We start from the raw sequence: 21,614 nt of genomic DNA on the forward strand, positions 1-21,614 counted from the left end.
TCACCTTCCCACGAGCAGGATCGACGAGCGGGGCTGGACGAGGTAGGTGTTCTCGTGCACCAGCGGGGCCTCCTCCTCGGCCACGATGTCGAGCGGGGACTCGAGGGCCGTGTCGATCACCCGATGCCACCGGTGCGGGGGGGCGCAGTGGGGCAGCTCGAAGGAGAGCGCCTCGCTCCAGGCGTTGAACACCGCGTACAGGTCGGCGTCATCGGACGTCGGGACCGAAGGGGGCGCCTTCCCCTGGATGTGCAGCGCGAGCGTGCGCGAATGAAAAGACCAGTCGGGGCGCCCGAGCCGCACGCCGTGCCAGTGGATGTCGGCCCCGGCCAGCGACACGACGCCACCGCCGTCACCGACGAAGGGGTCCACGAAGCTCGCGCGTCGTAGCGCGGGGTGCCGCCGGCGGAGCCCGACGACGAGCCGCACGAAGCGCAGCATCTCCTGGGCCTCGGCGTCGAGCTCCCAGTGGAACCAGCTCAGCTCGTTGTCCTGACAGTAGGTGTTGTTGTTGCCCTTCTGGGTGCGCCAGATCTCGTCCCCGCCGAGGAGCATCGGCGTGCCGCGCGAGAGGAAGAGCGCCACGATGACGTTCTTGGCCTGCTGGCGTCGGAGGAGGCGCACCGCTGGATCGTCGGTCTCCCCCTCCACGCCGTGGTTGTGGCCGTGATTGTCGTCGGAGCCATCGCGCCCCCCCTCGGCGTTGCGCTCGTTGTGTTTCTGCTCGTAGGAGACGAGGTCGCGGAGCGTGAAGCCGTCGTGACAGGTGACGAAGTTGATACTGTGGGCGGGGCTCCGCTTGTGTCCGAAGAGGTCGCGGCTCCCGCCGAGGCGTCGCGCCAGGGAGGGGACGAGCCCCTGGTCGCCGCGGACGAAGCGACGGAGGTCGTCGCGGAAGCGCCCGTTCCATTCGGCCCAGCCGTGCGGGAAGCCGCCCACCTTGTACATGCCGTCCGCGTCCCAGGCCTCGGCGATGAGCTTGCAGCCGCGCAGGATCGGGTCGCCACCGATGTCGTAGAGGAGGCTCAGGTCCCCGATCCACTCGCCGCGCCGGTCCCGCCCCAGGATCGTGGCGAGGTCGAAGCGAAAGCCGTCGACGTGCATCTCGGCCACCCAGTAGCGCAGGCAGTCGAGGATGAACTGCTTCACGACGGGGTGGTTGCACTGGACGGTGTTGCCGCAGCCCGAGTAGTTCCGGTAGTAGCGGTTGCGCTCGAGGCAGTAATAGACGGCGTTGTCGAGCCCGCGAAAGCCGAGGGTCGGGCCCCACTCGTTGCCTTCACCGGTGTGGTTGAAGACCACGTCCAGGATGACCTCGATGCCGGCCTGGTGCAGGCGCTTGACCATGTAGCGGAACTCGTCCACCTCCGCGGTGGGCTGGCGGTCGGCGGCGTAGTCCTGCTCGGGCGAGAAGAACCCGAGGGTGGAGTAGCCCCAGTAGTTGCGGAGCGGGCGGCCCGTCTCGGGGTCGGCGCGCGCCAGTTCGTCGGCGTTGAACTCGTGGACGGGCAAAAGCTCGAGCGAGGTCACCCCGAGCTGGACCAGGTGCGGGATCTTCTCCACGACGCCCAGGTACGAGCCGGGATGGCCGACGCCCGACGACGGGTGGAAGCTCAGGCCCTTGACGTGGACCTCGTAGAACACGCACTCCTCGAGCGGGAGGCGGAGCGGGCGGGCCTGCTCCCAGTCGAAAGGGGAGGGGGCCATCGCCACGGACTTGACGGTGTAGGGGGCGCTGTCCTCGCTGCTGAAGCTCAGGTCGCCGAGCGGCGAGCGCCGGTCGTAGCCGTAGAGGGCGTCGTGCTCGGTGTCGTAGCCGCCGATGAGAGCGCGCGCGTAGGGGTCGAAGAGCAGCTTGTGGACGTTGAAGCGGTGCCCCTCCTCCGCCGGCGCGTACGGACCGTCGGCGCGGTAGCCGTAGAGCTGGCCGTGGCCGAGCCCGTAGACGTGGACGTGCCAGACGTCGCCCGTGCGGTGGGTCTGGGGGTCGAGCTTGAGGGTCGCCGCAGGGCGGCTGTCGTCGGGGTGGGTGAAGAGCTCGACGTAGATCGCCGTCGCGTGCTGCGAAAAAATCGCGAAGTTGATCCCCTCGGGCCCGACGGTGGCGCCGAGGGGATAGGGGCGGCCCACGCTGGTACGGAGAATCATCGCCTCATGGTAGATTAAGCGCGGACGATTTGGAAAAGAGTGCCATGCGCGAGACCGTGGACGTCGAGATCGTGCGGCAGTTCATGGCCCTGGTGCCGTTCAATCGTTACCTGGGCATCACCGTGAAGGAAGTGCGCCGCGGCTTCGCCGAGCTCCTCGTCCCCTATCGAGAGGAGCTGGTGGGAGACCCGATGCGACCCGCGCTGCACGGGGGCGTGCTGAGCGCGCTGATCGATACGGCCGGGGGCGCTGCGGTCTGGACCGGGATCGAGTCCGGCGATCGGATCGCCACGGTGGACCTGCGGGTGGACTACCTGCGGCCGGCGCCGCTAGAGGACCTGATCTGCCAGGCCACGGTGGTGCGGCTCGGCAACCGCGTGGGCGTGGCGGACATGAAGATCGTCACCGTGGCGGACCCGGTCACGGTGCTCGCCACGGGCAAGGGGGTCTACAACGTGCGGCGGCGGCGGCGCTCGGCGTCGGAGGCGGAGCCGTAGGACGCGAGCTCCGGCGGCGGCGACGAGCTGCGCAGGGCCGTCACTCGCCCGTCGGCGCGCGGGTCTGCAGCACGCGTTCGACCTCGGCGACGACCCGCTTCGGGGAGATGGGCTTCGAGAGGTAGCCGTCGCAACCCGCCTCGAGCGCGCGCTGGTCGTCCCCCGACATGGCGTGCGCGGTGAGGGCGATGATCGGGACGTTCGCCAGGCCCGGTACCAGCTTGATCCGGCGCGTGGCCTCCCACCCGTCGAGGACGGGAAGCGAAAGGTCCATCAGGATGATGTCCGGTCGCGTAGCCTGCGCGAGCTCGACGGCCTGCTCGCCGTTTTCGGCCTCGTGCACCTCGTAGCCGTAGTGCCTGAGCACCCCGGAGAAGATGCGCCGGTTGTGGATGTTGTCCTCTACCAGGAGGACGATCTGCGGCGCCTTAGGATCGACCGACATGTCGTTCTCCCAGTGTGAGCTCAACTTCGGGTCGGGTTCTCGGCGACCGCGGAGCCTCGGCCTTCGGTTCGCCCCGCGGAATGATGAGCGTGAAGCGACTGCCCTGGCCGTGACGGCTTTCTACCAAGATCTGCCCACCGATCATCGTCGCGAGCTTCCGTGAGATGGCCAGGCCGAGCCCCGTACCGCCGTGCTGTCGGGTGGAGGAGCCGTCCACCTGACGGAACTCGTCGAAGATCACGTCCAGGTGCTCGGGGCGAATCCCGATGCCGGTGTCGATCACCTGAATCGTCGCACCGCCCTCGGCGCGTGGCTCCAGCACGACCCGCACCGACCCTTCCTGGGTGAACTTTACCGCGTTGCTGAGGAGGTTCGCTACAATCTGCCGCACCTTCGCCGCGTCGGTGACGACGCGCAGGGCTCCCTCGGGCAGCGAGGTCTCCACCTGGTAGGGGCGGTCGCGCACGAGGGGGGCGGTGTGGTCCACCACGTCCCGGACGAGCTGCGGCAGGTTCACGTCGGTGAAGGCCAGGGTCATCTTTCCCGCCTCGACCTTGGAGAGGTCCAGGATTTCGTTGATCAGCTGCAAGAGGTGCGTCGCGTTCTCGCCGATGCCGCCCAGGCTCTGGGCCTGCTCGGCGGAGACCTCGCCGTAGATCCCGTCGGCGAGGAGCTCGGTGTAGCCGATGATGGCGTTTAGCGGCGTGCGGAGCTCGTGCGAGATGTTGGCCAGGAACTGCGACTTGAGGCGGTTCATCTCCTGCAGCTGATCGCGCTGCTGCTGCAGGGTGACGTTGCGCTGCTCGAGGTCCCGGGCCAGGCGCTCGGCGGCCGCGTAGGCGCGAGCGTTGCTCACGGCGATGGCCAGCTGGGGCCCAGCGTGCTCGACGAAGTCGACGACGTCGTCGGGGGGCGGCGCGGCCAGGGCGAGGACGACGACGGCCTCCAGGCGCTCCCCGTGGCGCACGGGGGCGTAGATGACGGCGCGGGCGTCGGGGCATTCCTTTCGCACCGTGGTGTCCTCGGGGAGGTCCACGACGACGACCGCGCGGTGGCCTTCGGTGACCTGTCGCACGATCTCCTCCGCGCCGGTGAGCTGCGCGTCGAAGGTGTTGGTGAGGAGTCCCTGGGAGACCGCGAGCTCGATCTGGTCGGGGCTCGTGGCCAGGTAGGCGGCTCCCGCCGAGGCGCGGGTCACGCGCACCAGGGCGTCGAGCGCGGTGTCGAGGAGCCTGTGGAGCTGGAGCGGCGCGTTGAGCAGAGCGATGAAGTCCCGGCTCCGCCGTAACGCCACGGTGCGGCTGGCCACCTCCTGCTCCAGGTTGCGATTGAGATGCGCGAGGGTGTCCACCGTGTCGCGCAGCTTGGCCGACATGCGGTTGAAGGACTCCGCGAGGAGCCCGAGCTCGTCGGAGCGATGGACCTCGAGCTGGTAGCCGAGACGGCCGCGGTGGAGCTCGTCGGCTCCGCGGGCGAGCTCGAGGACCGGCTGCGAGATGCGTCGCGCCAGAAAGAGCGCGAGCAGGACGCCCATCACGAGGACGATCAGGGTCAGGTACGTGCCCCAGCGCAGGATCTCGCGGAGCTTGGCCTCGGCAGGAGTGCGCGAGAGGCCGAGTCGCGCCACGCCGATGACGGTGGAGGGACTGATCCCCGGCTCGCCGAACATCCCTTCCTCGGCGCTCCCCTGCAGCGTGACGATGGGGGCGAGCAGGTCGTCGTAGCTCTCGTGGCGGCGCGTCGTCGGCCGTCCGCTCGGATCGGCGAGGAGCTGCTCGAGCATCCCCGGCGGCAAGGTGCTACGGGGCCGCACGTCGGGTTTGGCCATCCGGACGAGCTCGTCGCCGCGGCTGTTGTAGATCTGTACGTAGTTGACGTCCGCCTCGAGGAAGGCGCGGCGCGCCGGAACCATGAGGAAGGCGCGGTCCCCCGAATAGGCGCCCAGCTCGCTCTGGCCGGCGAGGTTCGAGATCAGCGTGGCGCCTCGCTTGGCCTGCTCCTCCTCGACGAACTTGACCTGGCGCGTGTAGTAGATCGACCCGGCGGCGAGCGACGTCGCGACCGAGAGCAGGATCAGCGAGCTGAGGAGGCGTGTCTGGAAGCGCTGCCACCAGCGCACGGCGACGGTTCCGTCGAGCGCGCGGGCGAGGCCGCTCATCGTGACGCGCTCGTCGGTCGGGCGCCTCCTCCTCACTGCATCACCTCGCTGGCGCGCGCCCTGAGGAGGTCGAGGTTGACGCGAATGCGCTCCGCGGTGCCCAGGTTGAGGCCGAGGCGCGGGGAACCGACGCCGTACGGGCCGGTGAGCATGCCGAAGCCGTCGCCGGAGCCGACGCGTCGGTCGGGGCGCGCGGGGGAGGAGAGCAGGCGGTTCACCATCGCGGCGGCCTGCCTGCCGATCTGGTCCGGTGCGTAGTCGAGGGCGAAGAGGGCCCCCTGCTGCACGTGCCTGAGGGTCGCCCCCATCAGCGGAATGCGGCGGCGAAACTGGAGCCCGACGGCGTACTGCACGACCTGCGGCGTGAGGAGCGTGAGGTCGGCGGGGAGCCAGAGGCCGCCGACAGCGGGAGCCATGCGTCGCAGGATGCGGACGGCGTCGGCCGGGGAGGAGGCGCGTAGCTCGACGAGCTGGAGCCCCATGCGGCTCGCCATGGCGTGCGCCGCGGGGAGGAGCGGCTGGCCGGTGGGACCCACGAGCACGGCGAGCATGCGGAGCTGCGGACGTGCGGCGCGAAAGGCCTCGAAGACGGCCTGCGGAGCGACGTGGGCGTGGATGCCGTGGTCGTCGGGCTCCTGGCGGTCGAACGCGAGGGCGTGGACGACGGGCGGCAGCTTGGCCTTGCGCACGAGGTCGTAGCCGAGCTGCCCGATGGTGAAGACAAGGTTCGGACGGACCTGCTCGAGCCACGAGACGAGGGAGCTCTGCTGGTCTCGTCGGACGGCCACGACGTGGACCGCCGCGCGCACGCGCTCCTGAAACTCCTCGGCCACCTGCTCGAAGGTCGTGATCCCCGGTTCGCGCAACACGACCACGAGCGGGATCGGGCGCGCGGGAGGCTTGAGGCGCGCCGGCGCCTCGGGTACCGCAGCCGCAGGAGCGGCCGCGACGAGGGCGGCAAGCAGCAGGGCGTGCACGGCTCGAGTGTATCAAAACGGACATGGTCGAGCAGGGTTTGCCCCTTCATTTTTGACCAGGCGTGGGAGAGAATCGCCGCATGGCCGACGAGCCCCGGCTTCGCCGGGTCGCAGCTACCGACGACGAAGAGGATCAGTACGGACCGGTCGCCGACATGGTGACCGCGGAGTTCGTGCTGCCCGAGCCCGAGGAGGAGGAGGGGCCCCTCGTCGTCGCGACGGTCTTCGAGCCGCGTACCGACGTGGCGCACGAGGCGCGACGCCTGGTCCTCGACGCGCAGCGCGAGCTCGCCGCGGCGGACGAGGCGCAGCAGGCCCGGTTGCACCTCGAGCTGGGCGTCATCTACGAGCAGCAGCTTCACGACCAGCGTCGCGCGATCCACCACTACCAGCAGGCCTACCGGCTCGCGGGGGAGAACGTGGCCAGTCTGCGCGCGGCGAGGCAGGTCTTCGCGGCGCGACAGAACTGGGCCATGGTGCTGACGCTCCTCGACGCAGAGCTCCACCTGGCGGGGACTCCGGCGGCGCTGGCGCAGCTCCAGTGGCAGAAGGGGCGGATCTACGAGGACTGGCTCGGCAACGGCGAGGCGGCGATCCGCTGCTACGTCGAGGCGCTCCACGCGGACCCCGGACAGCCTCACGCGCTGCATCGGCTGCGCAGCCTCTACTGGAGACGCCAGGACACCAAGGGCCTGCTCGAGATCTGCCGTCGCGCGGCGGCGGCCACCCGTGACCCGAGGCAGCGAAGCCTGCTCTACAACGAGGTGGCGCGGCTGCAAGAGGAGGAGCTGGGCCAGGCCGAGGCGGCGATCGAGACCTACGCGGTGGCGCTGTCGGAGGATCCCGCGAACGCGTCGGTGCGGTCGGCCCTGAAGCGCCTGTACCACCAGCGACAGCGGTGGGGCGACCTGGTAGACGTGCTCCTCACCGAGGCGGAGCTCGCGCCGAGCGGGCGGGAGCGCGCGATGGCCTACCTCGGGGCCGCACGCCTTTGCCGGGACCGCCTGGAGCAGCCGGACCGCGCGCTCGAGCTCTTGCGGCGGGCGCGCCTCGAGGCCCCCGACCCGCTGATCCTGCAGGAGCTGGTCGAGCTGCTCCAGCAGAGCGGCCTGCACGCCGAGCTGGCCGAGGCGCTCCCCGAGCTCATCGCCACGCTGCGCGAGGACGCCGAGCGGGTCTCGGCGCACCACCAGCTCGGGCAACTGCTCGAGGAACGGCTGGGTCGCGAGGAGGACGCGCTGCTCCACTATCGGCGCGCGGCGGCGCTCGACCCGGCGTACGTTCCGGCGCTCCAGTCGCTCGGCCGGCTGTATCAGCGGCGCGGCGCGTGGGCGGAGCTGGCGGGCATGTACGCCGCCGAGGCCGAGGCGATCCAGGACCCTCAGGCGCGCGCGGCGCGCTTCTGCGCGGTGGCGGAGCTCTGCGAGGCGCGGCTGAACGACCCGCGGCGGGCCGTCGAGCTGCACCGCCGGGCGCTCGCGACCGTGCCGCACTTCGGACCGGCGGAGCGGGCGCTCGAACGCCTCTATTCGACGACGAAGGACTGGGCGGCGCTGCTCATCCTGCTCGAGTCGCGACTCGAACGGTTGCCGCCGGCCGACGGGGCCGAGCTCCTCGAACAGATGGCGCGGGTCTGCGAGGAGCGCCAGGGGGACCCCGACCGGGCGATCGCCTACTGTCGTCGCGCGCTGGCCGCACGACCGGGGCACGGCCCGCTCCTGCAGATGCTCGCGCGGCTCTACGCTGCCGCGCAGCGCTTCGACAGCCTGCTCGAGGTGCTCGACCAGGAGATCGCCCAGACGAGCGACCCGGAGCTGCGGCTGGCGCTGGCGCACCAGGCGGCCGAGACCTGCGAGACGCGGCTGGACCGACTCGACGACGCGGTGGCGCGCTACCAGCAGATCCTCGAGTGGAGCGCCGGGCACGCTCCCACCCTCAAATCGCTCGGGCGCATCTACCATCGTCGCGGTAACTGGGTGGAGCTCGTGGAGCTCTTTCGCAGCGAGCTCGACCGAGGGGGGCTTCCGGCGGATCGGATGGGCCTGCTGCTCTACAAGCTGGGCGAGATCTACGAGGAGCAGCTGCTGAAGGACGACGAGGCGCTCGCCGCGTACCAGCAGGCGGTGCACCACGTCCCCGGGTTCCTGCCGGCGCTCCAGGCGCTGGCGCGCATTCACCGGCGGCAGGGGCAGTGGCCGCGGCTGGTCGAAGTCATGCAGCGCAAGGCGGCGGCCCTCTCCGAGCCCCGGCACAAGGCCACCGCCCTCTACACGATCGGAGAGGTGTGGGAGGCCCGCCTCGGAGAGAAGGGACAGGCCGCCTACTGCTACCGCCAGGCGCTCGAGCTCAGCCCGGACCACGAGGCGTCGCGCGAGGCGTTGCTGAGGCTGCTCGTCGCCGATGGGCGCTACGGCGAGGTGGCCGAGCTCTACGAGCAGGCGCTGCGCGCGTGCGGCGAGGAGCGAGGTCGCGTCTCGTTGCTCAAGCAGCTCGGCGAGGTATGGGACCATCGCTTGCTCGATCCGGAGCGGGCGGCCGGCTACTACGAGCAGGCGCTGGCCGCCGAGCCCGACAACCTCGAGACGCTCGAGGCCCTCGCGCGGCTCTATCGGCGCCTCGGTCACTTCGAGCGTCTAGCCGAGACCTACGAGCGGCTCGCGGCGGCGTCGCGCAACGTCCAGGACGCCGTCAACTACCTCTACGAGGCGGCGAGCGTGGTGGAGGTGCGGCTGCAGCCGGAGCGCGACCCGACGGCCCTCTACGAGCGCATCGTAGAGCTCGGGCCGGACGAGGGGGCCGCCCTCGACGTGCTGGCCATGCGGCACCAGGAGGCCGGCGACTCGGCGGCGCTGCGGCGCGTTCTCGAGGCGCAGCTCGCGCGCGAGAAGGAACCCGACCTGCGGCGCAGCATTCTTCTCCGGCTCGCCGTGGTTCGAGAGGAGGCCTCCGATCTGGCGGGCGCCGCGGAGGCGCTCTCCGAGGCGGCGACGCTCGGGGAGGATTGGCTCGTCGTTCGTGAGCTGCGACGGCTCCGCGAACGTCTGGAGCAGTGGCGGGAGGCGACGCAGAGCCTGGAACGTGAGGCGGCGCTTTCGCGGGACCGCACGCTGGCGCTCGAGAGCCTGCTGCGGGCCGCGAGCTCGTACCAGGAGCGCTTCGGCGAGCTGGATCGTGCCGTCGCTGCGCTGCAGCAGGTGCTGACGATCGACCCCTTCCACGAGGAGGCCGCGGGGCGGCTGGAGCAGCTCCTCGTGCAGCGGGGAGCGTGGGAGCAGCTCGTCGAGGTCAGCCGGCGACGCGTGGAGGCCGTCGGCTCGGGTGCGCGACCGACCACCGGCAACGCGACGATGCTCCAGATCGAGCTCATCGCGCGCATGGCGTGGATTCAGCGCGAGCACCTCCACGCGCCGACGGAGGCGGTGGCGACGCTCGGTCGGGCCGTGCGCCTGGATCCGAACCACCTGCCGACGCTGCTCACGCTGGGGGAGCTCCACGTGGGTCTCGATCAGTGGCACGAGGCGGTGGCCGTGCTCTCGCGCATCGTGACGCTCAGCGACGATCCGGAGCTGCTGCGGCGGGCTCATTATCAGCTGGGCGATATCTGGAGCGAGAAGCTCGCCGACCACCGGCAGGCGATCTCCTGCTACCAGAACGTCCTCGCCATCGCACCGCGAGACCGCCGCGCGCTCGGACGGCTCTACGAGCTGTTCGTCTGGAGCCGGGACTGGGAGAACGCGGCCGAGACGCTGGGTCGTGTGATCGAGATCGAGCCCGACGCGGACCGGCAGGTCGAGCACTACCTGGCGCTCGCCGAGATCCACGAGAAGGGCTTCGGCGACCCGCAGATGGCCGCCGAGCAGCTGCGCAACGCCCTGGCCGTGGCCCCGACGAGCGAGCGGCTGATCTCTCGGCTCGTGGACCTCCACGCGCGGCTCGCGCAGTGGGAGACGCTCTCGGAGACGCTGCGGGCCTATCTGGTCGCGCTTCCCGAGGAGCAGCAGCAGCGCAACATCGGTCGCCGGATCCAGCTCGCGGAGATCTTGCACCAGCGCTTCGGGCGGAACGCCGAGGCGCTCGAGCAGTACCGGGCCGTGATCGCGGCGGACGGGCGAAACATCGAGGCGCGGCTCGCCAGCGCGCGGATTCTGGCGCACGAGGGGCGGCTCCCCGAGGCCATCGCGGCGCATCGCGAGGTGCTCGCGCTGGACCCGCTCAACGCCGAGAGCCTGCGGCAGCTGCGCACGATCTGGACCCGGCTCGGCGCGCACGAACAGGCCCACGCTGCGGTGACGGTGCTGGTCTGCGTCGGGGCGGCGACGGAGCCCGAGGAGCGGGCCTACCGCGAGCACCGCGCTCGCGGCGTGCGCGAGCCGAGCGGGCCGGTGGACGACACGCTGTCGGAGGCCAAGCTCGTCCATCCGGCGGAGTCGTCGGCCGGGAGGGCCCTCCTGGCGGTGCTCGGCGAGGTGGCGCACCGGCTGCGGCCGCCGCCGCTCGAGGAGTGGCACATCGGTCGGGCCGACCGGCTTCCGGCTCGCTCGGAGGATCCGCTCAAGGCGCTGCTGCGCGAGGTGGGCGATCGTCTGGGGCTGGCTCGCGAGGTGGAGGTCTACGTCTCCCCCACGCGGTCGCGGGACATGGACCTGCTCCTGACGGACCCCCCTGCCCTCGTCGTGGGCGGTGGCCTGATGGCCGCTCTGCCCTCGCGCGAGGTGCGCTTCTGGATGGGAGTCCTGCTCAGCTACCTGCGGAACCGGACCTGGGTCGCGTACGGTCTCGACGGCGGAGCGCTCGACGTGCTGGTGAAGGCCGCGTGCCGATCGATCGATCCGACCTATCCGGTGGACGGCGCCGAGGAGGCGGACGTGGCGGAGTGGGCCCGCGTCATTCAGCGCAGCCTCAGTCGGAGGGGACGGCGGGCGCTCGAGGAGGCCTGTCAGGATCTGCTCGTCGGTCGTCGCCCGAACATGGCCGAATGGGCGCGCGCGATGCAGTACACGGCGGTGCGCACGGGGCTCCGGATGGTCAACGACCTGGAGGCCGCGCTCTCTCACCTGCGCCGAAACGACCCGCGGCTCCCGCAGGGGGCCGACGCGGAGCGGCAGGTGTGGGCGCTGCAGAGAAACCCGCTGGCGCTCGAGCTCGTCCGGTACTGGATGAGCGACGAGTACCGGGCGCTTCGGCGAGCTGCAGAGGTGTGAAGGGGCGGGGCCCCCGGGAAGGGTGTCCGGCGAGGGGCGTACATCACGCCGTGGCGCGGGAAGCGCGACGCGTCCCACAGCGACCGAGGCTGCGCCGGTCGACCGTGCGGTGGACCTCGAGGCGCATGCGATGAGAACGAAAGGAGCGGGCGATGCGTTGCCTAGGAATGGGAGTCGTGGTGCTGGGTGTCCTTGCGGCCGTCGGGGGAGCGAACCGCGCGGAGGCGAAGATCTCGAAGGAGCTCATCGCGTACAGCCTCGGGAGGAATCTCGGTCTCGCGGCGGTGGGCCACGCGCAAGGGGCACCGGAGGGGGCCGTGACCAACATCTTCAAGAAGGCGGAGATCCTGGCCAAGGCGCTCGGCACCAGCGTTCCGCCGCTGCCCCCGAAGACGGGCGTGCGGGCCAAGGACAGCGCGGCGGTGCTACGGTACCTCCTGAAGCAGGCCGGCGCGCCGATTCACGGGCACCTGAAGGCCGCGCACGGCGCCAAGGCTGCCGCGCTCTTCGAGCTGGCGAACAAGGCCAACCTGCTCGCCATGATCTACGTGCCGGGCGATTCACTCGGCGTGAGCGCCTCCAAGGGGATCGCCAACGCGGCCACCAAGGCGGGCGTTCCGGCCGCGCTCTGGACGTCGCTCGTCGTCAAGGTGCAGACCAAGGCGCCCTATCCGCAGGTCAAGGATGCGGTGTTCGCGCTGCACAAGGCGGTGGAGGCCCACCTGCGGTAGGAGCTACTTCCGCCGCGGCGAAGGGGGGGGCGGTGGCGAGTCCGTCTTCGGCGCGGCGGGAACCCGCGGCTGCGAGACCATGGCCTTCCCCGGTCCGAGCGGGTCGAGCGGCGTCACTTCCGCCTGGACGCTGCGCGCACCACGATAGTTCTCCGGACCGAGGCGCGCGGTGTGGGCTCCGACCACGAGCTTTCCATCCACGAGCCAGCGGATGGCGAAGGTCACGCGGTCGCCTTCGGGGTCCTCGGCCTTCGGCTGAACCACGAAACCCGTCGGACCTTCGGTCACCGTGACCCACCGCATGAGCGGGGCGGCGTTGCTGCCGCGCGTGGCCGGGCTGCTGCCCGGCGCCTGCGATCTCTGCCAGAGCCAGTAGCCGCCTCCACCGAGGAGCGCCAGGCCTCCGAGCGCGCCGACGACGAGCCACCCGGAGACGGAGCGCGTGGCCTGGCCCGCGCGCTGCCGGGCGGCAGACCCAGCGGACCCGGCGGTCGAGGTCGGGCGACGAGGGCGGGGCGCAGCCTTGGGTCCCTGCGCCTGCTTGGCCTCGTACGCGCGGGTGAGGGCGCTCTTCTGCAGGCTGGGCAACGTCACGGCCCCGGCTTCCAGGGCCTCGACCGGCTGGGAGACCTGCTGCTGCGCCGATCGGAGCGCCTGAAACCGCTCGACGAGGCCGTTTCGCTCCGTGGTGAGGAGCCGCATCTGCTGCAGGTCGCCCGCGGAGAGCGCCTCGTTGATCGCGCGCTGACCGGCCTGGAGCAGCGCGTCGGTGGTGGTGAGGAAGTCGCCCACGACCGAGAGGAAGCCCTGCCGGTCCGCCTCAGAGAGCGGATCAGGCGACCGCAGGCGATCCATCACGGACTGCAGGTACTCGGCCAGCCGCACGCTGAAGGCGAGGAAGGGCTCGCCGGAGGCCTGCGTGGGCGGTGTGGGGGGCCAGCCGCTCGCGCTGGCCGCAGACGGCCCGCGGGGGGAACCGACCGCTGCCGCGCCGCCGCGCGTGGCTGTCGCAGGTGCGGGTGACGCGGCCGCCGGCTTCGCGAGCTCGGCGACGGCGGCCGGGGAGCTCGCGCGGGCGCCCGTCGCCCCGAGCCCGGGACAGAGGCGCTCGATGGCGCTCATCAGCTCGGTCAGCCCCTCCGCGGGGACGACGGCGTCGACGAGACCCTGCGGCGTGGGGCGCTTGCCGCCTCGCAACACCAGAGGCAGGGCCTGCGTTTGAGCCTGCGCGCGCAATCGCCGACAGAGCTCCTCTCCTCCGCCCGGCAGATCCGCGTCCACGACGACGAGCTGGGCGCTCGAGGCGCGATCGAGTACCTGACCGACGGTCTCGCAGAAGAGGAGCCGGCAGCGCGAGGTCGGCAGCTGGTCGAGCAGGTCGAGAAAGACGGCTTCTCCACCTGCAACCAAGATTGTGGGAGAATGGAGCACCGTCTGATGGTAACCGCGTCGCTTTTCAAGTCAACCGCGCAAGCGAGGCTCCCTCCGACGGTGGCTGCGCCGTGGGCTGGTCGCTAGGAGGCTGTCGTCGATGTCGGACTACAAGAAACCCCGAGGTCTGAACGCTGTCTCGATCCTGCTCTATCTGGGCGCTGCTGCGGCCATCTACTGGGGCGTGCAGTACGGACCGCCGCACTACCGCAAGTGGAAGGCGAAGGGGATCTTGGGCGATAGCACCGCCGCGTATTACGCCCAGCGCCGGATGGAGGGCGCCGCGGAGGGAGAGTTCTTGGCCAATCTGCGGCGCCGCACCGAGAGCAAGTTCCGGGAGCTCGGGGTCACGGATCCGAACCTGCGCATCCAATTCACGAAGAGCGCGACGCACGTCGGTGCCTCTGCGGAATACCAGGAGCTCGTCAAGCACCCGCTGGTGAACAAGACGTCGGTCCTGGTCTTCAACCCCACCGTTTCGATGGAAATCACGCAGTCGCCCTGGTAGGCCGCGCCGAGACGGGTTCGCCCACGCCGATGACGAATGCGAGTCACCTGCCCATTTACCTGCTGGCCGAGCCGCTCGTCCACGACCGGCGCGTCCTCGAGGTGGGGGCGCGCGATGAGCGGGGGACGGTACTGCTGGCGCGAGGGCGTCCGCGGAGCCTGACGACCTGGGAACCCGGCGGAGGAGAGGCCCTTCGCGGCGCGGAACGCCTCCGGGCCGACGGTCCGCCGCTTCCACTTCCCGCGGGCTCCGTGGACGTGGTGATCGCTCCGGACCTCTTCGAGCGCTGGCCCGCGCTGCGCGAGCGCTGGATGGACGAGCTCGAGCGGCTGCTCGCCCCGGCGGGGATCCTGCTCGTGGTCGCCCCGAACCCGGAGCGCCGGGGCTCGGAGCCGGTGGGTCCCGACGCGCTCTCGTACTGGGAGCTCGTGGAGCTCGTGCGCGGTCGCTTCCCCGAGGTGGCTACGCTGGGGCAGGCCGCGTTCGTCGGCGTGACCGTGAGCTACCTGGACCCGCCGCTCGCAGCGCAGCGTCTGAGCGTGCGCGACGAGCTGAGCGGGGAACCCGAGGAGGCGGGGCACTTCGCCGTCCTGGCGTCGCGGCTGCCGCTGCCCGAGCTCACGCGCTACGCCCTGGTCGCGCTGCCGGCCGAGAGCGTGGTCGCGCCGGACCCGCCCGACGGCTCCTCGGTCTCCGACGAGGACGAGCGGGCGCGCGAACGAGAGCAGGTGACGCGGCTCCGCGCGGAGCTCAAGCAGCACGAGGCCGAGCTGGCGGGGCTGGCGGGACGGGCAGCGCGGCTGCATCGCCTCGAGGAGGAGCTGACCGAGGCGCGCGGCGTGGCCCGCGCTGCGCAGGTGCACGAATCGCAGGTGGCGCGCGAGCAGGGGCGGCTCAAGGGACAGGTGGAGCTGGCGCTGGCGCAGCACGCGGCGCTCGAGCAGGCGCTGGCCGAGGCGCGGCGCGTGGGGATGGACGCGGGGCGCAGGGCGCAGGAGGCCGAATCGGCGGCGACCGAGCTGGCCCTCGAGAGGGATCGGACGCGCCGTCAGCTCGACGAGCTGCTTCGCTCCCAGCTCGAGCTCGGAGAGGAGCTCGAGCACCTCCGGCGAGAGAGACGCGAGGTGGGCGATTCGGCGGACGAGGCGCGCCGCACCGCCGACGAGGCAGGGCGCCAGGCGGAGCGGCTGAGTCAGGAGCTGCGACGCGTGGTCGAAGAGGCGGGAGCGCTTCGCGATCGCTTCTCGGCGCTACTCGTCGAGCGCGACCGCCTTCGCGAGACGGCCATGGCCGAGGAGGAACGGTGCGAGCGCGCGGAGGCGGCGCGGCTCGCGATGCAGGAGGAGCGCGGGGCCCTCGTCGAGCGGGTGGCGCACCTGTCGGCGGAGCTGGCGGAGGTTCGCGACCGTCGCGAGAGGCTGCAGGCGGAGTTCACGTCGCGCGTCGAGATCGCTTCGCAGCGCGAGGAGGAGCTCCGCCACCTGAGGGCGCGGATCGAGGAGCTGGGACGCGAGCTGGACGCGGCGCGGGGCCAGTCGGCGGACCTTCACGCGCGCGTGGGGCAGTGGACCGAGCGGGGCAAGCTGCTCAGCGAGGTGGCACAGGAGCGCGACCGCCTGCGGGGCGAGCTGACCAAGCGGTTGACCGAGCTGCGCGAGGCCGAGGCGCGGGCCATCGAGGCGGTGGCGGACCAGCGCACGCTCGGGTTGCGCGCGGAGGTGGCCGAGCAACAGCTCCAGAGCGCTCGGGGCGAGCTCGGCGCGCGGGTGGAGCGAGAGACGCAGGTGGCGGGTCGGGCGATGGAGCTCGAGGCCGCGGTGGGGCAGCTCCGCGGCCAGCTCAGGGCGCGCGAGGAGGAGCTCGGCCGGCTGAAGCAGCAGACCGACGAGCTGTTCGCGCGAGGGGCCGTCGCGGCGGACCTGCAGGGGGAGCTTCGGGCGCGGGGGGAGCAGATCGACGCGCTCGACCGGGAGCTGTCGGGCGCCCGGCAGCGGTGCGAGGAGCTCACGGCGCAGCTGCGGGCCCAGGCCGAGGAGGCGGAGCGTTTCCGGCGCGCGGAGGCGACGGCGCGCGACGAACTCGCGGTGGAGCGGGAGGCGCGCGCGGCGGTCGAGGGCAGCGCGCAGGGGGCGGCGGCGGAGAACGCGCGCTCTCGCGAGGAGCTGAACGCGGCGCGGGCGGCCAGTGCGGAGCGGGAGGCGCAGCTCGGCGCGCTCGAGGTGCGTCTGCTCGAGGCGGACGCGGAGCTGAAGCAGGTCAGAGGGAGGCACGCGGAGCTCGAGCGCGAGCTCGAGCGGCGACAACGGACGGAAGAGCATCTGCGGGCGCAGCTCGACGTGGGGCGCACGCAGCTCGAGGCGCTGGCGGGAGAGGTGGCCGCGGCGCGGGCCGCGCTCGTGCAGCGGGACGAGCTGGTGAGCGAGCTGCAGGGAGACGGGCAGCAGAGGAGCAGCGCGCTGGTGGAGCTGCAGGCCTCGCTTGGCGAGGCGCGGCAGGAGATCGTGGACCTCCAGCGCGGCCACGAGCAGCAGATCGCCTCGCTGCGACGGGATCTCGAGGGGCTCGAGACGAGGTCGGCCGAAGCCGCGCGACGGCGCGAGCTGGAGATCGAGGTGCGGTCGGCCGAGCTCGAGGTGGCGCTGCGGCAGCTCGAGGCCCTGGAGGGGCAGATCTGGCTCACGAGCGACGAGGCCTCGCGGAACGCGGCGCAGGTGGCCGCCGTCGTGGCGGAGATGCAGAACGAGCGCGTGCTGCACGCCACCGTGCGGGCGGAGCTCGAGGCGCTCGGGCAGGAGCAGGCGCGTGGGCAGGAGCTCGCGGCGGCGGCGCTGCGGGAATCCGAGCTGCGACGCCACGAGGCCGAGCTCGCGCGAGACCGGGCACTCGAGCGGGCCCACCGCGCGGAGGCGCGCGCGCAGGACGCGGAGCGGGAGGCGCGTCAGCTCAGGGAGAGCCTGGAGGTCGTCGCCGTGGAGGTGCCCGACGAGGAGGAGACCGAGCGCACCGACGTGGATGGGTTGCCGAGAGGACTGGCCGGCGCGCCCGAGACGGCAGAAGAGCCGCCGCTGGACGGCCTGACGCCCTGGGAAGAGGTGTTGCGTGCCGTCGAGCCGCGTAGTCGTCCCGCCCCGAGCCGCGAGCTGGCGCGGCTGAGCGCGCCCGTCACGACGCCGTCACCTCTCCCCGCGGTGCTGGGGGGGCACGTCACAGCCACCGGCCTGCGCGTCGTCGCCGCCCCGCATCCGGCGGCGGAAGGGGCGGCGAGTCCCGCGGCCTCCGAGGCTCCGCGGACGACCGAGGTCGACGCCGACGACCACGTCGGGCTCGACGACCCCACGGTGGAGCGCCCCGCGCCGGGGGATCGGAACCCGTCTTCGGAGCTCGTGCTGCGGCCGGTGATCGGCGAATCGCCGACGGACGCCGAACCCGACCCCGGCGAGTTCGGCGAGCCGCTCGTCGCCGAGGAGCACCGGGAGGTGACGCGACGCATGAGCGAGGAGACCGCGCGCGTCGTGGCCGAAGCGGTGCGGCCTGCCGCGGAGGGCGAGGAAGGCGAAGACCTGGACCTCGACCGCGTCGCGCGGCTCGTGCGCGCTCTGGTAGACGACGAGAGCCAGGGGTGACCCCCCTTCGGCGAGCCTGGCGCCGAGGGGGCACCCCCGCCGGTGACCTCCTCGCGCCTCGTGCGAGCCGTATGCCTTGACAGGCACCACGGGCCGGAGCTATGACACGGACGGTTTTTGCGAAAGTGGCGGAACTGGTAGACGCACTGGATTCAGGTTCCAGCGGCCGCAAGGCTGTAGGGGTTCGACTCCCCTCTTTCGCACCCTGAAGCCCGCCTCTCCGAGGTGGGCTTTTTCTTTGGGGCTCGCCGCCTGCGCTTCGCTTCCGCGCGGCGGTCGCTTCCGCTGACCGAGCCTGCCGCAAGGTTTGCCCCCCTCGGGTCTCCCGAACATTCGAGACGTCCTGTCTCCGGTTCTCGCAGAGTGCTGGCGGCGTCCTCGGAGGCCTCCAGGGGGGGTGTACGAGGCCAACGCCCATGATTTCAGGCGGTCACGTGCCGACCGTCCACGGCGCGGAACTTGTAGTGGCCGGGCCGCAAGCAACACTCAGCGGAAACCGAAACCGACCCAACCGGGAGAGGAACATGCTCGCTATCATTGGACGTCGCTGCACCTCGGCATGCGTGATCGTGCTCGCCGCGGGCCTCTTCGGCTCTGCGCCGGCCCGGGCGGAAAAGACCTGGGCCTACCAGAAATTCGCGCCCGGCAAGTCTACCGGCAGGGCGTTCGCCTCGCTCACCCGGCGCTACGAGCCGGTGGATGCCCTCTACCGGGAGAAGATTCAGGCGGCCGGGATTCGCTCGCGGATCGGCAGCGGTGGCCTCGCGGCGTTCGTCGGCAGCATCGGCGCCTTCTACATCGGGCTCGGCGCCCACGGTGTGGCCACGGCCCTCCCGGTGCTGCGCGAGACCATCGCGCGCGGCAACCCCGGCGAGATCGGCTGGGCGGTGGTTGGGACGGCCTTGCCGGCCGTATTTGCCGGACTGAACGTGTTGTGGACCGGCCTGATGGCCCGCGGCGCCCTCGAGGAGTTCGGCAAGGCCCGGAGCGACACGATCAAGGCACGCAGGCAGACCGTGCAGAGCGTCCTCGACCGGCCCGAGCTTCAGCGGCAGCTCAACCACGGCGCCGCGCTGCCCCAGGCCGACCAGGCGGCGCTTCGGGCGCTGGCCAACTCCCTGCGCTAATACCCCGTCACGGGGGTTTCGACCGATTCTCCACCGTCCTTGACCGTCCCCGTCCGAGTGACACAATTGGTCAGTGTCGGGGGGGAGGGGACGGAAGGCGTGGAGAGTCGGGTCATCGATCTGGGGTTCGGCGAAGCGTTCTTGCCTCCCGGAACGCATCTTTGCCACATCTACGGGGACGCGAACGAACGCGACGAGGCGCTGCTGCGGTTCCTCTCGCAGGGCCTGCGGAACGGCGAGACCACCGCCTGCTTCTCCGACAACTTGGGCGCAGACGCGGCGGCAGCCTGGCTCGCCCGGGACGGCCTCTCGCTCTCCGACGAACGCGAGGCGGGCCATCTCAGCTTCGCCTCGGCGCGGGGCGTCTACTTCGCGGACGGGCGATTCGACCCCGAACGGATGCTGGACCTCCTCGCCACCTTCCACGACAACGCGGTTCGTGCCGGCCGTCCGGGGGCGAGGGTCATCGGCGAGATGAGCGCCGAGATCGGCCGGGTCCCCGGCGGTTCCCGGCTGTTGGAGTACGAGGCGATGGTCAACCGGCTCCTGCGCGAGCGTCCGGTGACGGCGCTTTGCCAGTACGACGGCCACGCCTTCGACGGCGCGACCATCATGGACGTGTTGGCCATTCATCCGATGCTGGCCGTTCGCGGGACGATCATCCACAACCCGTTCTTCGTCCGTCCGGAAGAGCTGCTCTCGTCGTGACCCACGCACGTGCGCCCACGGCAGACGTGCTCGCGCGGCTGCTCCTCATCGAGAGCACGGCCGGCCAGCTGGGTGGCCCGGAGGAGATCCTCGCCTTCGTCGGTCGGGGCCTCGAGCGCGTGCCGGGGGTGACGAAGGCCCTCCACGTGCCGCCCGCTGGGAGCCTCACGGTAGACCGTGGCGTGCGGCGCTTTCCGCTGCGGCTCGGTCAGCGCTCCCACGGCGAGCTCGCGGTGTTCTTGACCGATCCCGACGCGTTTCTCCCGTACGCGCCCTTCGTGAGCAACCTGGCCTCGATGATCGCGGTCGTGCTCGAGGAGCGCCGCCAGCGGGAGCTGAGCGAGGCGCAGCAGCGGGAGCTCGAGGCCCGTGCGAAGGACGCGCTGCAAACGAGCGAGGCCCGGCTGGCCCATGCGCTGGAGCTCGCGCGCGCGGGGCACTGGGAGTACGACGTGGGCAGCGACCTGTTCACCTTCAACGACCACTTCTACCGCATCTTCCGGACCACGGCCGCCGAGGTGGGCGGCTACCAGATGTCCTCCGGAGACTACGCGCGTCGGTTCTGTCACCCCGAGGACATCGGCATCGTGGGCGACGAGATCCGGGGGTTAATCGACGCTCCCGATGCGAGCTACCAGCGGCAGGTCGAGCACCGCATGCGGTACGCCGACGGAGAGTTCGGTTACCTCTCCGTCGTGTTCTCGATCGTCAAGGACGCCTCTGGACGCACGGTCAAGACCTTCGGCGTCGCCCAGGACATTACTGACCGCAAGCGCGCCGAGGAGGAGCGCCAGAACCTCGAGGAGCGTCTCCGCGTGTCGCAGAAGATGGACGCCATCGGCCGTCTCGCGGGAGGCGTGGCGCACGACTTCAATAACCTCCTCTCGGTGATCCTGAGCTTCGCCACCTTCGCGAGCGAGGCGCTCCCCGCGGCGGACCCCGTGCGAGGCGACCTCGACGAGATCCGCAAGGCCGCCGAGGGCGCGGCGTCGCTCACGCGGCAGCTGTTGGCCTTCGGTCGCAAGCAGGTGCTCGAGCCCACGGTGCTCGAGCTCAACCAGGTGGTGTCCGAGCTGGAGAAGATGCTCCGGCGCGTGATCGGGGAGGACCTCGACCTCGAGCTCCGGCTCGCGCCCGAGCCGCACCTCGTGAGGGCCGATCGCGGGCAGCTCGAGCAGGTGCTCATGAATATGGTGGTGAACGCGCGCGACGCGATGCCCTCCGGCGGGCGGATCACGATCGAGACGGCGTGCGTCGAGCTCGACGAGGACTACGCGGTACGCCAGCCGGGCGTGAAGGCTGGCTCGTACGTCCAGCTCGTGGTGGCGGATACGGGCTGCGGCATGGACCAGCAGGCCAAGGAAAAGATCTTCGAGCCGTTTTTCACGACCAAAGAGAGGGGCAAGGGCACCGGCCTCGGGCTGTCCACGGTGTACGGCATCGTCAAGCAGAGCGGTGGCCACATCAGGGTCGACAGCGAGGAGGGCCGGGGGACGACGTTCACGATCCAGCTGCCTCGCGAGCTCTCGGCGGCGGCCGCGACGCCCATCGCGCGCCCGACCATTCGGCGGCGACCCGCGGGAACCCGGACCATCCTCGTGGTGGAGGACGAGGAGGCGCTGCGCAAGGTCGCCACGCGAATCCTCGAAGGGGCGGGCTACGCGGTGCTGTCCGCGGTGGACGGCGCCGAGGCGCTCCAGACAGGACTGCGCCACGCGGGCGAGATCGACCTGCTGTTGACCGACGTGGTCATGCCCCGGATGGGGGGCAACACGCTCGCCCAGGAGCTGGCCAGGACGCGGCCCGAGCTCCGAGTGATCTACATGTCGGGTTACACCGATGACGCCATCCTTGCACGCGGGGTGCTCGAGTCGGGGACTCGTTTCGTGCGCAAGCCGTTCAGCCCGACGGAGCTGCTGCGAGAGGTGGCGGAGGCGCTCGACACCGAGCACGTCGAGCACGCAGTGCGGGGCGTGGCGCAGAGGGCCGCGAGCCGCGGTCGCGAGGCTTGATCCAGGGCAAGGCTCCGCAGATCGGCGTATCCCGGGCCAGCGTGGCGG

The 21,614-nt window shown here is 71.3% G+C and carries 13 protein-coding genes and 1 tRNA gene; 9 read left to right on the forward strand and 5 right to left on the reverse strand.

The genetic code is table 11. The features are described from left to right. Entirely contained in the window at window positions 1–2,148 is a 2,148-nt protein-coding gene (gene glgX / locus IT371_08545) for a glycogen debranching protein GlgX (GenBank protein ID MCC6747691.1), read from the reverse strand. 83 nt (window positions 2,149–2,231) lie between these two features. On the opposite strand from glgX, the gene IT371_08550 reads away from it, so the two are divergent. Further along, the gene (locus IT371_08550; protein ID MCC6747692.1) at window positions 2,232–2,645 is read left to right on the forward strand and encodes a hotdog fold thioesterase; all 414 of its coding nucleotides are present in this window, start codon (window positions 2,232–2,234) and stop codon (window positions 2,643–2,645) included. Window positions 2,646–2,685: 40 nt separating this feature from the next. Here the strand turns inward: IT371_08550 and IT371_08555 are convergent, their stop codons facing one another. The 3 genes from IT371_08555 to IT371_08565 are packed head-to-tail and all read right to left on the reverse strand — an operon-like array spanning window position 2,686 to window position 6,225. Beyond that, a complete protein-coding gene (locus IT371_08555) occupies window positions 2,686–3,090 on the reverse strand; it encodes a response regulator (GenBank protein ID MCC6747693.1) in 405 nt (134 codons plus the stop codon). Then, on the reverse strand, window positions 3,074–5,248 hold the full coding sequence (locus IT371_08560) for a HAMP domain-containing protein (GenBank protein MCC6747694.1): 2,175 nt from the start codon (window positions 5,246–5,248) through the stop codon (window positions 3,074–3,076). Before IT371_08560 ends, IT371_08555 begins: the two co-directional genes overlap by 17 nt. A gap of 32 nt (window positions 5,249–5,280) precedes the next feature. After that, window positions 5,281–6,225, reverse strand: a complete 945-nt coding sequence (locus IT371_08565) for a hypothetical protein (GenBank protein MCC6747695.1) — start codon at window positions 6,223–6,225, stop codon at window positions 5,281–5,283. Window positions 6,226–6,305: 80 nt separating this feature from the next. Here IT371_08565 and IT371_08570 point away from each other — a divergent pair, with 80 nt between their 5' ends. Both IT371_08570 and IT371_08575 read left to right on the forward strand, forming a co-directional pair. Then, on the forward strand, window positions 6,306–11,426 hold the full coding sequence (locus IT371_08570; protein MCC6747696.1) for a tetratricopeptide repeat protein: 5,121 nt from the start codon (window positions 6,306–6,308) through the stop codon (window positions 11,424–11,426). Window positions 11,427–11,578: 152 nt separating this feature from the next. After that, a complete protein-coding gene (locus IT371_08575) occupies window positions 11,579–12,157 on the forward strand; it encodes a hypothetical protein (GenBank protein MCC6747697.1) in 579 nt (192 codons plus the stop codon). Window positions 12,158–12,160: 3 nt separating this feature from the next. Here the strand turns inward: IT371_08575 and IT371_08580 are convergent, their stop codons facing one another. Beyond that, window positions 12,161–13,588 carry a hypothetical protein gene (locus IT371_08580; GenBank protein MCC6747698.1) on the reverse strand — a complete coding sequence of 476 codons (1,428 nt, stop codon included), beginning with the start codon at window positions 13,586–13,588 and terminating at the stop codon, window positions 12,161–12,163. Window positions 13,589–13,688: 100 nt separating this feature from the next. Between IT371_08580 and IT371_08585 the strand changes: the two genes are divergently transcribed. The 6 genes from IT371_08585 to IT371_08610 all read left to right on the forward strand — a co-directional run bounded on the left by IT371_08585 (window position 13,689) and on the right by IT371_08610 (window position 21,566). Next, window positions 13,689–14,096: a hypothetical protein gene (locus tag IT371_08585; protein MCC6747699.1), complete on the forward strand. Its 408-nt coding sequence runs from the start codon at window positions 13,689–13,691 to the stop codon at window positions 14,094–14,096. A 29-nt stretch (window positions 14,097–14,125) separates the two neighbouring features. After that, window positions 14,126–17,719, forward strand: coding sequence for a hypothetical protein (locus IT371_08590; GenBank protein ID MCC6747700.1), 3,594 nt, complete (start codon window positions 14,126–14,128; stop codon window positions 17,717–17,719). 119 nt (window positions 17,720–17,838) lie between these two features. Further along, window positions 17,839–17,922 (forward strand) — tRNA-Leu (locus IT371_08595). Between the two features lie 360 nt (window positions 17,923–18,282). Continuing rightward, window positions 18,283–18,846, forward strand: coding sequence for a hypothetical protein (locus IT371_08600; GenBank protein MCC6747701.1), 564 nt, complete (start codon window positions 18,283–18,285; stop codon window positions 18,844–18,846). 99 nt (window positions 18,847–18,945) lie between these two features. After that, a complete protein-coding gene (locus IT371_08605; GenBank protein ID MCC6747702.1) occupies window positions 18,946–19,554 on the forward strand; it encodes an MEDS domain-containing protein in 609 nt (202 codons plus the stop codon). Next, the gene (locus tag IT371_08610; protein MCC6747703.1) at window positions 19,551–21,566 is read left to right on the forward strand and encodes a response regulator; all 2,016 of its coding nucleotides are present in this window, start codon (window positions 19,551–19,553) and stop codon (window positions 21,564–21,566) included. The genes IT371_08605 and IT371_08610 overlap by 4 nt, the downstream gene beginning before the upstream one ends. Window positions 21,567–21,614 lie beyond the last annotated feature (48 nt).

It is taken from the genome of Deltaproteobacteria bacterium (genome assembly GCA_020848905.1).
Taxonomy (GTDB): domain Bacteria; phylum Myxococcota_A; class Polyangia.

What these genes read in the sequence shown, in the direction of transcription:
- glgX (MCC6747691.1), bottom strand. Translation starts at nt 2,148, where the DNA reads ATGATTCTCCGTACCAGCGTGGGCCGCCCCTATCCCCTCGGCGCCACC.
- IT371_08550 (MCC6747692.1), top strand. Translation starts at nt 2,232, where the DNA reads ATGGCCCTGGTGCCGTTCAATCGTTACCTGGGCATCACCGTGAAGGAA.
- IT371_08555 (MCC6747693.1), bottom strand. Translation starts at nt 3,090, where the DNA reads ATGTCGGTCGATCCTAAGGCGCCGCAGATCGTCCTCCTGGTAGAGGAC.
- IT371_08560 (MCC6747694.1), bottom strand. Translation starts at nt 5,248, where the DNA reads ATGAGCGGCCTCGCCCGCGCGCTCGACGGAACCGTCGCCGTGCGCTGG.
- IT371_08570 (MCC6747696.1), top strand. Translation starts at nt 6,306, where the DNA reads ATGGCCGACGAGCCCCGGCTTCGCCGGGTCGCAGCTACCGACGACGAA.
- IT371_08575 (MCC6747697.1), top strand. Translation starts at nt 11,579, where the DNA reads ATGCGTTGCCTAGGAATGGGAGTCGTGGTGCTGGGTGTCCTTGCGGCC.
- IT371_08585 (MCC6747699.1), top strand. Translation starts at nt 13,689, where the DNA reads ATGTCGGACTACAAGAAACCCCGAGGTCTGAACGCTGTCTCGATCCTG.
- IT371_08590 (MCC6747700.1), top strand. Translation starts at nt 14,126, where the DNA reads ATGACGAATGCGAGTCACCTGCCCATTTACCTGCTGGCCGAGCCGCTC.